This is a genomic window from uncultured Algibacter sp. (assembly GCF_963976535.1).
GTDB lineage: Bacteria > Bacteroidota > Bacteroidia > Flavobacteriales > Flavobacteriaceae > Algibacter_B.
This window is the reverse complement of the sequence record NZ_CAXBLF010000006.1, coordinates 16733-29628: the sequence shown is the minus strand read 5'-3', so window position 1 is coordinate 29628 and position 12896 is coordinate 16733. Positions and strand designations below refer to the sequence as shown.

General features: G+C 32.4%; 11 protein-coding genes and 1 other RNA gene. 8 read left to right on the top strand and 4 right to left on the bottom strand.

All coding sequences use genetic code 11. The features are described 5' to 3' along the window. Positions 1-7: 7 nt before the first annotated feature. The 6 genes from AAC024_RS03300 to AAC024_RS03275 all read left to right on the top strand — a co-directional run bounded on the left by AAC024_RS03300 (position 8) and on the right by AAC024_RS03275 (position 7717). Positions 8-3502 carry a DEAD/DEAH box helicase family protein gene (locus AAC024_RS03300; RefSeq protein ID WP_339893759.1) on the top strand — a complete coding sequence of 1165 codons (3495 nt, stop codon included), beginning with the start codon at positions 8-10 and terminating at the stop codon, positions 3500-3502. 90 nt (positions 3503-3592) lie between these two features. Beyond that, complete coding sequence (locus AAC024_RS03295) at positions 3593-4210, top strand: hypothetical protein (protein ID WP_339893758.1); 618 nt, start codon at positions 3593-3595, stop codon at positions 4208-4210. Positions 4211-4221: 11 nt separating this feature from the next. Further along, the gene (locus AAC024_RS03290) at positions 4222-5229 is read left to right on the top strand and encodes a cyclic GMP-AMP synthase DncV-like nucleotidyltransferase (protein ID WP_339893757.1); all 1008 of its coding nucleotides are present in this window, start codon (positions 4222-4224) and stop codon (positions 5227-5229) included. Further along, complete coding sequence (locus tag AAC024_RS03285) at positions 5219-5854, top strand: hypothetical protein (RefSeq protein WP_339893756.1); 636 nt, start codon at positions 5219-5221, stop codon at positions 5852-5854. The genes AAC024_RS03290 and AAC024_RS03285 overlap by 11 nt, the downstream gene beginning before the upstream one ends. Before the next feature lie 796 nt (positions 5855-6650). Next, positions 6651-7067, top strand: a complete 417-nt coding sequence (locus tag AAC024_RS03280; RefSeq protein ID WP_339893755.1) for a BfmA/BtgA family mobilization protein — start codon at positions 6651-6653, stop codon at positions 7065-7067. Then, complete coding sequence (locus AAC024_RS03275; RefSeq protein WP_339893754.1) at positions 7055-7717, top strand: hypothetical protein; 663 nt, start codon at positions 7055-7057, stop codon at positions 7715-7717. Before AAC024_RS03280 ends, AAC024_RS03275 begins: the two co-directional genes overlap by 13 nt. Before the next feature lie 120 nt (positions 7718-7837). On the opposite strand, the gene AAC024_RS03270 is transcribed toward AAC024_RS03275, so the two are convergent. Both AAC024_RS03270 and ssrA read right to left on the bottom strand, forming a co-directional pair. After that, positions 7838-9079, bottom strand: coding sequence for a site-specific integrase (locus tag AAC024_RS03270; protein WP_339893753.1), 1242 nt, complete (start codon positions 9077-9079; stop codon positions 7838-7840). A gap of 247 nt (positions 9080-9326) precedes the next feature. Next, positions 9327-9722: a transfer-messenger RNA gene (gene ssrA / locus AAC024_RS03265) on the bottom strand. A gap of 358 nt (positions 9723-10080) precedes the next feature. Here ssrA and AAC024_RS03260 point away from each other — a divergent pair. Both AAC024_RS03260 and AAC024_RS03255 read left to right on the top strand, forming a co-directional pair. Beyond that, positions 10081-11283 (top strand): NAD(P)-dependent oxidoreductase, encoded by a 1203-nt coding sequence (locus tag AAC024_RS03260; RefSeq protein ID WP_339893752.1) that lies wholly within the window; start codon positions 10081-10083, stop codon positions 11281-11283. Positions 11284-11364: 81 nt separating this feature from the next. Continuing rightward, positions 11365-11877 carry a hypothetical protein gene (locus tag AAC024_RS03255; RefSeq protein WP_339893751.1) on the top strand — a complete coding sequence of 171 codons (513 nt, stop codon included), beginning with the start codon at positions 11365-11367 and terminating at the stop codon, positions 11875-11877. Positions 11878-12089: 212 nt separating this feature from the next. Here AAC024_RS03255 and AAC024_RS03250 read toward each other — a convergent pair whose 3' ends face one another. Both AAC024_RS03250 and AAC024_RS03245 read right to left on the bottom strand, forming a co-directional pair. Next, positions 12090-12467 (bottom strand): DUF2809 domain-containing protein, encoded by a 378-nt coding sequence (locus tag AAC024_RS03250; RefSeq protein WP_339893750.1) that lies wholly within the window; start codon positions 12465-12467, stop codon positions 12090-12092. Beyond that, positions 12464-12754 carry a hypothetical protein gene (locus AAC024_RS03245; protein ID WP_339893749.1) on the bottom strand — a complete coding sequence of 97 codons (291 nt, stop codon included), beginning with the start codon at positions 12752-12754 and terminating at the stop codon, positions 12464-12466. The genes AAC024_RS03250 and AAC024_RS03245 overlap by 4 nt, the downstream gene beginning before the upstream one ends. Positions 12755-12896 lie beyond the last annotated feature (142 nt).

Genomic DNA, 12896 nt, shown 5'->3' with positions numbered 1-12896 from the left:
TAGAAATATGAATTCAAACTTTCAGTTTTTAGCGTATCAATGGGAAGCTCTTTTTAACAGAGCCTCTAAAGCTGAGCAGTTTGCTAAAACCGATGCTAGAACTTCGCTTATATATGCACGTATGGCATTAGAGGTGGCTATAAATTGGATGTATGCCAATGACGACGAGTTAGAAACTCCTTTTGATAGTGGTTTGCACAACCTTATGGTGCAAGAAGATTTTAAGCAACAGTTTAATATTAAATTATACAACGAGTTACATTTAATTCGTAAAACAGGAAATTTAGCGACGCATAATAAACCAGTTAGCGATATAGATGCCCTTACAACTATTGAACATCTATATTATTTTACAAAATGGTTTGCCAAGTCTTATACTGAAACCGATTTAGGTACTTTGGGTCTTTTCGATTTTAATGTAATACCTAGTGATGATGTTACTGTTTTAGCTAAAAAACAGGTTACAAGTTTACAAAAGAAATTAGATAAAGACCTCGCAACGTTCCAAAAGGCTCTAGAAGCATCTAATGAAGAAAAAGAAACTTTAGCTCAAAAGAATGAATTGTTTAAGCAACAGCTTGAAGCCAAACAACAACAGTTTGAGAATAACAAGGAAATTGCTAATACCCAAGATAAAAATGCAAATAAGCATCCTCGTAATGAAGCTGAAACAAGACGACAATTAATTGATGTTACACTCAGAGAAGCCGGATGGGATTTACAAGGTGTAAATGATAAAGAATTCATGGTCAATTATATGCCGAAGTCAACCAACAGTTCTGAAACAGGTTTTGTAGATTATGTACTTTGGGATGATGACGGTTTGCCATTGGCATTGGTAGAAGCCAAAAAATCATTAGAAAGTGTTTCCAAAGGAGAAAACCAAGCGCAACTTTATGCGGATAGTTTAGAGAAAATGTATGGCAGACGTCCTATTATGTATTATTCTAATGGATTTGAAACCTACTTATGGGACGACCAATTTTATAAGCAAGCAAGACCAGTGCATGGTTATTATACCAAAGCTGAATTACAAACTCAAATGTATAGGCGAGAGCATAGAAAAGACATTCGTTCAATGCCAATTGATTTGAAAATTACCGATAGAAAATACCAAATGCGAGCTATTAGAAGTATTAGCGAGCATTTTGTTGGAAACGATAAACAGTCGGGCAAATTAATAGGAACGCATAGAGCAGCATTACTAGTTTTAGCAACAGGAACAGGAAAAACCAGAACAAGTATAGCGTTTTCTAAAATAATGCTGGAAGCCAATTGGGCAAAACGTATTTTGTTTTTGGCAGATAGAAAAAGTTTGGTAAGTCAGGCAAAATCTAATTTTGTAAAACACCTTCCTGAGCATGCTAGCGTTAATTTGTTGAAGGAAAAAGATAATATGACAGCTAGGTTTACATTCTCAACCTACAATACCATGATGAGAATGATTGATGATGCTAAGGATAATGACCACAGATTTTATGGCGTTGGGCATTTCGATTTAATTATTATTGATGAAGCGCATCGCTCAATCTATAAAAAATACCAAGCTATATTTCAATATTTTGATGCCTTATTTTTAGGGTTAACAGCAACTCCAATTGAGCAAATTGACAGAAACACCTTTGAAGCTTTTGGGTTGCCAGACAAATCGCCAACAGATGCTTATACTTTTGACGAAGCAGTTGCCAATGAACATTTAACACCATATCGTTCTATTGAAGTGCCGACTAAATTTTTAAGACAAGGCATAAAATATGATGAGCTTTCAGAAGAAGAAAAAGAAGAATTTGAAAACGAAATTTTAGATGGCGAAGAAGCTACTGGAACAGAGTGGGTAGAATCTGAAGCACTAAATAAATGGTTGTTTAATAAAAATACAACCATAAAAACATTACAGTTTATTTTAAAACACGGTATTAAAAAACGTGGTAATGAAGAATTAGGAAAGACCATATTTTTTGCACGTAATAAAAAGCATGCTCAGTTTTTAAAGGATATGTTTTTAAACTTAGATAAAGAGCAATTTGGTAATGATTATGTAAAAGTAATTACTCATGGCGAACCAAAAGCCGAAGAATTTATTAAACGTTTCTGTGACGAAGAAAAAGATAGACTACCGCAAATAGCCATTTCAGTTGATATGCTCGATACAGGTATTGATGCACCTAGTTGTGTTAATTTAGTATTCTATAAACCCGTTAAATCTTTTTCGAAATTCTGGCAAATGATTGGTCGTGGTTCACGTTTGCGTCCAGATTTGTTTGGTGTAGGTATGGATAAGGAGCGTTTCGTGATTTTTGATTTATGTGGAAACTTTGAGTTTTTTAAACAGAATCCTAATGGAATAAAATCAAGCACTCAAATAAGCTTGATAGAAATTGTATTTGGCTTAAAACTACAATTGGCACAGTATTTAAGAGAAGGCAAGTTTCAATCTGATGAAAATTTACAAGCCTACAGAAAAGAATTGTTAGATGAATTGTATGATGATATTGCCAATTTAGATACACAACGATTTGATGTAAAGATGCAATTAAAAACGGTAATGGATTATGGAAGTGATAATAGGGAATTGTGGAATCATCTTTCAAAAAAAGACATTAAGATTGTTAATGATGTCCTTGCACCATTAGTAAAACCATTAAAAGGAGATACAGATTTAGCACGGTTTTATGATAAATTACTTTATGCTTTAATAATTAAACGATTAGAAACACCAAATGCACCAGAGTTTGTGGCTAGTTTTAATATACCTATTACTAAAGTTGCGATAACTTCAAAAAAATTACTTAAAAAAACAACCATACCAGAAGTTAAAGAGAACGAAGATTTAATAAAATTGCCATTAGAAGAAACATTCTGGAGAGAAGATGGTATTAAACACCTTGAAAAAATAAGAAAAGGAATTCGTAATCTAACTAAGTATATTGATCCAGTAGATCAGCGCTATGTGACTACAGATTTTGAAGATGAATTACGAGAAAATGAGGTTATTGTAACTGATTATGTTAGTGAGGCAAATGAAAACTATACCACTTCACCTTTTGCAAATAATATTCATCGATTAGAAGAACTAATTAGAAACAACAAGGACAACATTACAATTAGTCGTATTAGAAACGGAGAAACTATTACTAAAAAAGAACTTGAAAGTTTGGAGAGCATACTTTTTCCAACTATAGCAGAGCGAGAAGTAGTAGAACAGGAGTTAGGCTTGCAATTAAACTTAACCGATTTTATAGTATCGCTTATGGGTTTGTCGGCTGAACACGTCAATAAGGCTTTTGCTGGATTTATTAATGCTTATCAATTAAATTCAAAGCAAATTCAATTTATAGATACCTTAAAACAGTTTTTACTTAAAAACGGAAAGGTAAATCCAGAGAAGCTTTATGATTCACCATTTAAGAATTATCACAGTATGGGAATTGATGGCGTGTTTACAGAAAAGCAGGCAGATGTAATTTTCAAAATTGTGGAAGACTTCAATCAAGCAAATTAGCTTACTATTTCTATGTTATAATCTACTATGCAATTACTTTGCATAGTAGGTTCGTAGTATTGCAGTATTAATTTCAAAATACAATGCAATATGGAAAAAGACTATCTAAAGTATTACCACCCACAATTCTTAATCTTTCTTATCGTCGGAGGATTTTTACTAATCTATTTAACTAAAGAATCATTTGGATTATCAATATCAGTTTTTAGTATACTAACACTAATACTAGTAACGATAACAAAATATTTGTGGAAATATAAACCATTTAGTTGGTTATTTTGGGTAGAAGATTTCTCAGGTAGATATGAAGGTCGATTAATATATCAGTTTCAAGATGAGAATGGAGACCTTCAAACGGGCGAGCTTGAGCATATAAAAATTGTTTCACAAACAGGCAGTAATATAAATATCTCATCTTTTACCAAGAAAGCTGATGGTTCTATGTCTTCTCCATCCTCAAATAAAGGAATGTACATTGAGCACACACAGGATGGACAACATTTCAATTTTATATACAACTACCTAAATGAAGGAAGCACAGAACAAGGCTTTCCACCACATTATGGAACAGAGGTGGTTAAATTCATTAAGAATGGAAATGAAAAGAAGCTATCTGGACGCTATTTTACAAATAGAAGTCCGTACCAAACTAAAGGAGAATTCAAAGACCTAAAATGGGTAAGTAATAATAAAAATCACGATTTCTAAAATAGATAACTATGGCAGTATTAAACAAAGAGTACAATAAGTTTGATAAAGAGATTAAGCTTAATAAGAGCAGGAAAGATTCTTTAAAAAAAAGCAGAAAAGAGCTTAAAAAGAAAATACAAAATTGGTTTAGGGACAACAAACCAGATGAGATTCAACCTAAATTTCATCCCCAAGGTTCTTCAGAGATGGGAACTACCGTGAACCCACTTGTAACATATGATGAAGAAGGAAAACCTTTGTTAGACTATGATACGGATTATGGCGTTTATTTTATCAAAAAAAATGATGATGACATTAAACAATCAATTAATACCTGGCACGATTGGGTATACAAAGCAACGGAGAACCATACAGGAAAGGACTCAATCAGGAAAACAACTTGCGTAAGAGTTGTCTATGCAGACGGACATCACATAGATTTACCTATTTACTATAAAGAAGATGGTGTTATTGAACTTGCTCATAAATCAAAAGGTTGGATAGAGAGTGATCCCAAAGAATTCTATGAGTGGTATAACGAAAAAAAGAAAACAAGGTCTAGACTAGAAGCCATCGTACGTTGTTTAAAAGCATGGAAAAATTTCAGAGAGAACAAGAATACTAATTTAAAACTGCCAAGTGGATTTGAGTTAACGATTTTAGCAACAAATCATTACGTTGATGCAGATAATTTAGACGAGGCTTTTAGAGAAACCATAAAAGCTATTGCTACGGAACTGAATAAAAATAATGGATTCAAATGCTTTAGACCTACAACACCTTCAGATGAAGATGTTTTTGAAAACTATAGTGAAACTAGAAAATCAAACTTCTTGTCAACACTCAAAAGCCTTAAAGAAGATTGTGATAATGCTTCGGAAGAAAAAAACTTTAAAGCAGCGTCTGAGATATTAAGAAATAATCAATTTGGGACTAGGTTTCCATTAGGTGATGACAAAGATGAAGAATCTAAAAGCAATAGTTTAAAGAAGTCGTTAGGTGCAGCTATTATAAAGCCTAAACCTTATGGATATTAAAAATCAGATTGAAGAAGTATTAGATAAACATAAAGGATTAGCTTATCATTCAGATGATAATTCATTGAGTGGCGAGTTATTCTTACCAGATGGTGATAGCTATGATCTGATTATAAAACTAGATTCATATCCTAGGTTTTTCCCTACTGTTTATGAGGTTGGAGGTCGTATCCCTATAAAAATGGATAGACATATGTATACTGATATTGGCTCTTGTTGTTTTACAACAGGGGCTAAATCACAGATTCTTTTAAGAACAAAAATTGCATCACTAGTGAAGTTTGTAGATGAAATTGTTGTGCGCTATTTTGAAAACAACTCTTACTATGAAATTAATGGAACATATTGCTACGCTGAGTATGATCATGGAGCAATGGGAGTTGTTCAATCATATCAAGACATATTAGGAGTAGTAGATGTTAGGAGCATTGGAAGATTGATACTTCAAAGACTGCAAAATAAAAAATTGCGTATTAGAGACTTGTGTTACTGTAGCTCTGGTAAGAGTCTTAAAAAGTGTAGTGGAGGGTTGCATTGTTCTAATTATAGATTATTTAGAATGATTGATAAAGAAGTGCTTTATAATGATTTAAAACATTTAAGGAGTGTTTTAAAAATTAAATAAGAATTGGGGTTTTAATTGCCACACTTCCAGCACATACTAATTCCTTCATTCCGTGAAAGCTTCATTCACTCAATATTAAGAGCTTCCAGTTCCGCGCAATACTCGTTATGTCCATTTCGCACCTGCCTATCGGACAGACGCTACATTACCACAACCAGTAATTTTAGCCAACGCGAAACATTCCGTTCAAATTTAAAATTGGGAAATAACATCTTGCTTGTTTTCTTAATCACTTTTCCCGCATAAATTGTAAAATTTGCTTCTCAACAGATTGCATAATCAGGCTCATACTTCGCACTTTTTATAAATCTTTATGAACTTCAAATTTTAGGATTTATAATTTGGAAAAGGTAACGGCGATGGCGCTATGGGAAGTAGATGAATTAGGAAATCTATATGCTGTTTTCTGGTAGTTATTTTATTTTTTTGAGAGATTCTGCTAAATAAGAAAAAAGAAAAGGAAAACGCTCAAGATATAATAAGTAAATGGTTTTGTTGATAATGTAATCATAAGCTTAATTAAGTTAAAATAATTCAAGAATTACTTTTTTTGGTTCTTAAATTTTGGTCATCCTAAAGATAAATTTGATTACTAAATTATCTTCAATGTAAGTATGGATTTTTGAAGATGTATCGAAAAAAATGTATAGCAAGAGGGTAACACGCTACGCGATGTTACTATTTTTTAAATTATTGATTATTAGGTGTTTATGTGCGATTTAAAACTAGGCTAAAAATCATTTTTACCGTAAAAATGCTCTCAGCCCAGTAAAATCAATAAAAATTTCCCGTAAAAATGGATAAAGGTTATGAAAAAGAACGATTTGAAAGCTTGAGTATTAAGAGCTCTGTGGTTAAGAGATTTAGGAAATATTCTAAATCAATTTCAAAATCAAACTCAATGACTTTGCTTTCGATGATGGAATTTTTTGATCAGAATGAATTGTCTCCAGAAGATGATTTGAAACCAGGATTAATGGAAACTGAAAATCGTATTAAGAAAAGAATCAATGCACTTGTTGCGATTATAAAAAATATAGAAAAGAATCAAACCAAACCAACAATGGCGATGTTGCAATCCCTATTTGCTGCAACCGAACCCAAAAAAGAAAGACGAATTATGCGCGAGAAAACTCCCGAAGAATTTAAAGCTCAATTTGAAAAAAATAAAACTGAATCACAATCAAAAATAGATAATAAATGGAACACGTAAATTATATCGTCCAACTAAATATGGCCTTCGAACGATTTCATAATGACACTCGGATAAAACAGGGTCACATGACCTTGTATTTGGCTTTCTTCCAAAAGTGGAACAGGGAATTTTTTAAAACAACAATTACGATTAATCGAGAACTGATTATGGAGCGAGCAAAAATTAAATCCAAGACAACATACCACAACTTCGTGAAAGAATTAAACGATTGGGACTATCTGCAATATTACCCATCATACCATCCAGCAAGAGGTTCTAAAATTAAGATGACCATTTTTTTTGCCAAAGCCAGCCAGAATTTGGACAACACCGTCCCAGAAGTAGGCCAAAATTTGGTAACTTCTTATAAACATAAAACAAATAAAAACTATAATAAACTGGCAAGGCCAAAAAATGAATTAGTTGTTTTAAATTTTTTTAAAGAGAACAATTGGCCAGAAATAGAAGGAAGAAAATTTTATGTTTATTATCAAACTAAAAATTGGAAATTAAGCAAAGGTCTAAATATAAAAAACTGGAAAACGGCAGCCAATAATTTTGTTAAAAATGGTTTTATGACAGAAAAGGAAAAACCGACCAGTCCATTTAATGGCTTTGTGGATAGATTACATAGCAGAAAAGATAAAGACTATGGACAGCCGCTATAATCTCTTTCTAAAATTTTCGTAGTGTGATGTCTAATTCTCAAGAAATCATTCATGACAGCATGCCAAAATGTATATGGTTGTTAGGTAAAATGTTCAAAAAACACTTTCTATATAGGATGTTTATTGCTTTTCTTTCCTCTGTTTTCTCTGGGTTTTCAGTTTCTCTTCAAGTATATTCATATCATCGCTAACTTTACGGTCAACTATTTTCGCATAATGTTGAGTCGTTCTTAACGATTTATGTCCAAGCATTTTACTAACGGTTTCTATAGGCACACCGTTCGTTAATGTTACAGTAGTAGCAAAAGTGTGTCGTGCCAAATGTGTTGTTAGCGGCTTTGTAATGCCGCATAGCATCGCTATTTCTTTTAAATAGGCATTAGATTTCTGGTTACTAAATACAGGAATTAAACGTTCACTTTTTAGCACTTGTGGGTCGTAGGCATAACGATTTAAAATCTCTTTGGCAATGGGGAGCAGTGGAATACTACTTCGTGTATTCGTTTTAGTTCGTTTAATATTGATCCATTGCTTACCATCAATACCAATAGTGATATCTGATTTTGATAGCTTCTCAACATCCGAATAGGCGAGACCCGTGTAACAAGAAAACACAAACATATCTCTAACAACTTTCAATCGGTCGAAATGTAATTCTTTTGTATAAAGTATTTCTATTTCTTCAGCAGTTAGATATTCACGCTCTACAGCTTCAAATTGAACTTTATAATTGTAAAATGGATCTCTATCCATCCATTGATTCGCTAAAGCAATACGAATTATCTTTTTGAAATTATTAATATATTTTAGTGTCGAATTATGATTGCAGTTGCGAACTGTTTTTAAGAATACTTCAAACTTCTTGATGAAACTATAGTCTATATCTTGAAACCTAAAATCCTCTTCTTTAAAGATTTCGTTTATAAATTGTTCGACGTGACTATAACACGTCCAATATCTCTTAGCGGTGCTTTTAGAAATATCTCTGCCAATTAGTAAATCGACTTCTTCGTTATGTTTTTTGAATTCTTCTAAAACTAATTTAGTTGGTTTTCCACCAGAATTAAACTCTTGCATGATTCTCGAAGAAGTTATGTATTCTTCATCGTCTTTGAGTCTTTGATGAATCTTATTGAGTTTGGAGGTAATCATATCCATATAGGCGTTAATCATGTTTGAATCGACATTTCTTCCCATAACTCTTGAAGAACGTTTATTCCATTTATCTTCGTCAATCTTACGATTAATGCTCATTTCTGAACGCTTTCCATTTGCTGTGATTCTTAAATATATATCACATTTATTGCTCTTTTTACTTCTACTTTTTCGGATGAAAAAAGCACTGCTAAAACGATCTTCCATAACGCTACTGTTAAATTGCACACTAAATGTACACCAATAAGTGTAAATAAGCAAACTTTATGTTTTTGTAAATTACTGAAATATAGAAGATTACATTGAATTGGTGTGCAATTTTTAGTCATGTAAAATTGTACCCGAATTGCACACCTTTTATATGATATTATATGCTATAATCTGATATCAAATAAAATGAAAAACCCTGTAAATCATATATTTACAGGGTTTTTGGTGGGTTTTGATACCCAATAAGTGGAGTCGGAGAGAATCGAACTCTCGTCCAAACAAGTAACCAAAGAGTTTTCTACACGTTTATTCTTTTCTTGGGTTTTCGATTATAAGCTTGTTAAAGACAACCTACCAATAACTTATCTTCTTTAGTTTCAAAAAGGCATCAAAGCGCTACCTAATCTATATTGACATTTACGATGTCTCAAAATGGAACGCCGTCAATCAAGGCTTTCCGGAGACATAAAGCTTGTACACCTAGTGCACCAAGGCTTAATCCTACTATAATTCGGATTATGCAGCTAAAGCGTAGTTATTCTCGCCGTTTAAAATTTGGTCTAGCCTTTTACGTGTTTCAATGCCATTACACGACGTGCTTACCGTTCAATTAATCTCGCTGTCAAAACCAGTCGACCCCGTTTTCAATGAAATAGTATATTTTTAATTTACGTAATTGAATTAATCCCGTCCCGATAGCTTTCGGGATTGTTTCGGGAACTCATCAATTAAATTTATTTGGGCGTTACCCTATCGGGTCAGGCTTTCCGCTATATCTTTCTTGTGCTAAACTTGTTTCAGTATCTCATCAAATATAGAAATCCATTCAAGAGTATCTATTATTTGAAACTTTAAACTAAGCACAAAAAAGGATGTCGCTTCAATCCTTAACGCGGGCAGCAAAGTTATCAAAAAAGTTTGTATAACCTTTCAAATCCCATTACATTAGTTCAAAATTTGTACCAAATCATAGTAGTGTCAGTAAAAAAAGTAAATTTATGAAGTTTGCCATAATAAAAGAACGTAAAAACCCACCAGATCGTCGTGTGGTATTTTCACCATCAAAATTAATAGAAGCTAAAAAACAATTTCCAAAAGCCATTTTTAAAGTAGAATCATCAGATATTCGTGTTTTTTCAGATAAGGAATATACAGCTGCAGGATTTGAAGTTTCAAATGATGTTACTGATTGTGATGTGATGATAGGCGTAAAAGAAGTGCCACTAGACACGCTTATCCAAAATAAAAAATACTTTTTCTTTTCGCATACTATAAAAAAACAACCATACAATAGAAAACTATTAAAAGCTGTTTTAGAAAAGAATATTGAGCTTTACGATCATGAAACCATAGTTAACGAAAAAGGGTTTCGCTTAATTGGGTTTGGACGCTATGCAGGAATTGTAGGTGCTTATAATGGTTTTCGTGCATGGGGTTTAAAATACGATTCGTGGAATTTACCAAAAGCAGGACCGTTACCAAATCAAGCAGCTCTAATTAAAGAATTAAATAGCATTGTATTACCCAATATAAAAATATTGCTTACTGGTAGTGGAAAAGTGTCCAATGGCGCTCAAGAAATGCTAGATGCTATGAGCATAAAATCAGTTTCTGTTGATGGTTATTTAAATAATACCTTCAATGAACCCGTTTACTGCAAAATTGATGTTTTAGATTATAACAAACGAAAAGATGGCAGCGTCATTGATGTTTTCGATTTCTTCAACAACCCACAAGATTACGAATCCAATTTTATGCGATTTGCCAAAGTGACGGATTATTATATTGCTGGTCATTTCTACGGTGATGGCGCTCCTTATTTATATACTAGAGAAAATGTAAAGTCTAAAGATTTTAATATTAAAGTAGTTGCTGATGTAAGTTGCGATGTTGATGGTCCTGTGGCTACCACATTAAGAGCTTCAACAATTGCAGACCCTATTTACGGTTACGACCCAGAATCTGAAAAAGAAATAGATTATAAAGACGACAATGCTATAACGGTTATGGCAGTAGATAATTTACCATGCGAACTTCCGCAAGATGCTAGCGAGGGTTTTGGCGAACAGTTTTTACAACATGTTATTCCAGCATTTTTTGATAATGATGCCAATGGGATATTGCAACGTGCCAAAATAACAAAAAACGGAAAACTCACTAAACGTTTTTCATATTTGCAAGATTATTTGGATGGTATTTAATAAAGTTGAATTATAAATATTTCATATTTAAATAAATACACTATATTTCAGTACTAATAACTAATCAAAATCAAAACTATTATGAAAATTATGTATTCAATGTTATGTTTAGCTTTATTAATTGTAGGTTGTAAAGCAGAACCAGACAATTCAGCAAATGACTTATTTGCAAAGAACTCTGAGACCGTTTTAAAATCAATTTCAGATTGGGAGAATGAAACACCAGATTACTCAATTTATGCCGAAAATTCTGTAGCCTTAAGTACTCACTTTGGTGCAGAGGTAGATACGGTAATGATTCATAGTGAAGAAGCGAAGGCTAGTGATAAAGCATTCTTAGCAAAGTATGATTTTAAATTTATGACTAATCCACCAATATTATTACCTGGTGTTAATGCAGATACTAAATTACCAGACGGTTCAGTGCGCTATTATGGTGCTTGGGAAGTTACTTTACCTGCTACAGATTCCACTGAAGCCAAATCTGGAATTATTAAATTATACAATTCTTTTGATTTTGATGAGAATGGAAAAATCATTTACCAACAAGGTTATGGTGATTATTCTGGTTTGATGATGTATTTAAATGAATAACTAATATTAAAAAAATAAAATATAAAAAACCACCTATTAATACTTTTAGGTGGTTTTTTAATTCCATATTGTTACTTCAATCTAATTGATGCTCGATTGCTTTGTTTGTATAAACATCTAAAATCCAAAACTTAAAAACATTCCGAAGAGTATAGTAAATAACCAAGTTTCTTGATGAGCAATTGTTTTAAAACGGGACAAAAAGAGGTGTTTTATGTAATCCATAATTTGTAAATTTTATATTCAAAAATTATTACGGTAATAATACCAAGTGTATAAGCCAGTAAATCTGATGCATTAAACGTGCTTCCTAAAATTAGATTCGCTAGATGATTATCTTGTAAATTGAATAGTTCAAGATAATTTGTAAGCTGTAAAAATTCAATTGAAAAAGATAGAATGAGAACTGAAATAGCAATTTTAAAATGGTGCCCTTCTATAAAGCTTTTGAAGAAGCAATAGAGTAGGATGACACATAAAAAATCACCAAACGTATGACGTATAAAACCGCTTTTTAAGAATATAGCAATTAATGCTTCTATTAAAAAAAGGAGTAAAGTGATGATTAAATATGTTTTATTGGGTCTCATAAGGTTTCAATTAAAATATAGAAATACAAAATGGCAATAGGGATGTTTAATAATATCAAGCCACAGGTTTTAATAGTCTCGGACTGATTATCAGTATTTCCTAATAAAACAAATACTAAAGCTGTTAAGGCGATAGTGTTTATAATTACTGCAACAACTATAAAAATGATTCCTGAGTATATAAGATCTATTGGAGTAATGAAGCATAGTTGAATTGCAAACAAGATAGTCCCTATAACAAAACTTAAAAGGGCTATTGCTTTACTTGTATTTATAAAATTATTCATGAATTTCTTTTTGCGCTAGCGATAGAACGGTTCGACTGCGTTCACCGCAGGCTAATTGTTAGTTCCCCGACGTATGATGGAGCGAGTAGTGAAACATTTATATTCATGAGTTCAATAATTTAAAATAGAATTCGATGAATAA

Bases quoted from the DNA above. Each gene is read 5' to 3' on its own strand.
- AAC024_RS03255 (WP_339893751.1), top strand. From the start codon at position 11,365: ATGAAAATTATGTATTCAATGTTATGTTTAGCTTTATTAATTGTAGGT.
- AAC024_RS03250 (WP_339893750.1), bottom strand. From the start codon at position 12,467: ATGAGACCCAATAAAACATATTTAATCATCACTTTACTCCTTTTTTTA.
- AAC024_RS03280 (WP_339893755.1), top strand. From the start codon at position 6,651: ATGGATAAAGGTTATGAAAAAGAACGATTTGAAAGCTTGAGTATTAAG.
- AAC024_RS03245 (WP_339893749.1), bottom strand. From the start codon at position 12,754: ATGAATAATTTTATAAATACAAGTAAAGCAATAGCCCTTTTAAGTTTT.
- AAC024_RS03275 (WP_339893754.1), top strand. From the start codon at position 7,055: ATGGAACACGTAAATTATATCGTCCAACTAAATATGGCCTTCGAACGA.
- AAC024_RS03270 (WP_339893753.1), bottom strand. From the start codon at position 9,079: ATGGAAGATCGTTTTAGCAGTGCTTTTTTCATCCGAAAAAGTAGAAGT.
- AAC024_RS03260 (WP_339893752.1), top strand. From the start codon at position 10,081: ATGAAGTTTGCCATAATAAAAGAACGTAAAAACCCACCAGATCGTCGT.
- AAC024_RS03300 (WP_339893759.1), top strand. From the start codon at position 8: ATGAATTCAAACTTTCAGTTTTTAGCGTATCAATGGGAAGCTCTTTTT.
- AAC024_RS03290 (WP_339893757.1), top strand. From the start codon at position 4,222: ATGGCAGTATTAAACAAAGAGTACAATAAGTTTGATAAAGAGATTAAG.
- AAC024_RS03295 (WP_339893758.1), top strand. From the start codon at position 3,593: ATGGAAAAAGACTATCTAAAGTATTACCACCCACAATTCTTAATCTTT.
- AAC024_RS03285 (WP_339893756.1), top strand. From the start codon at position 5,219: ATGGATATTAAAAATCAGATTGAAGAAGTATTAGATAAACATAAAGGA.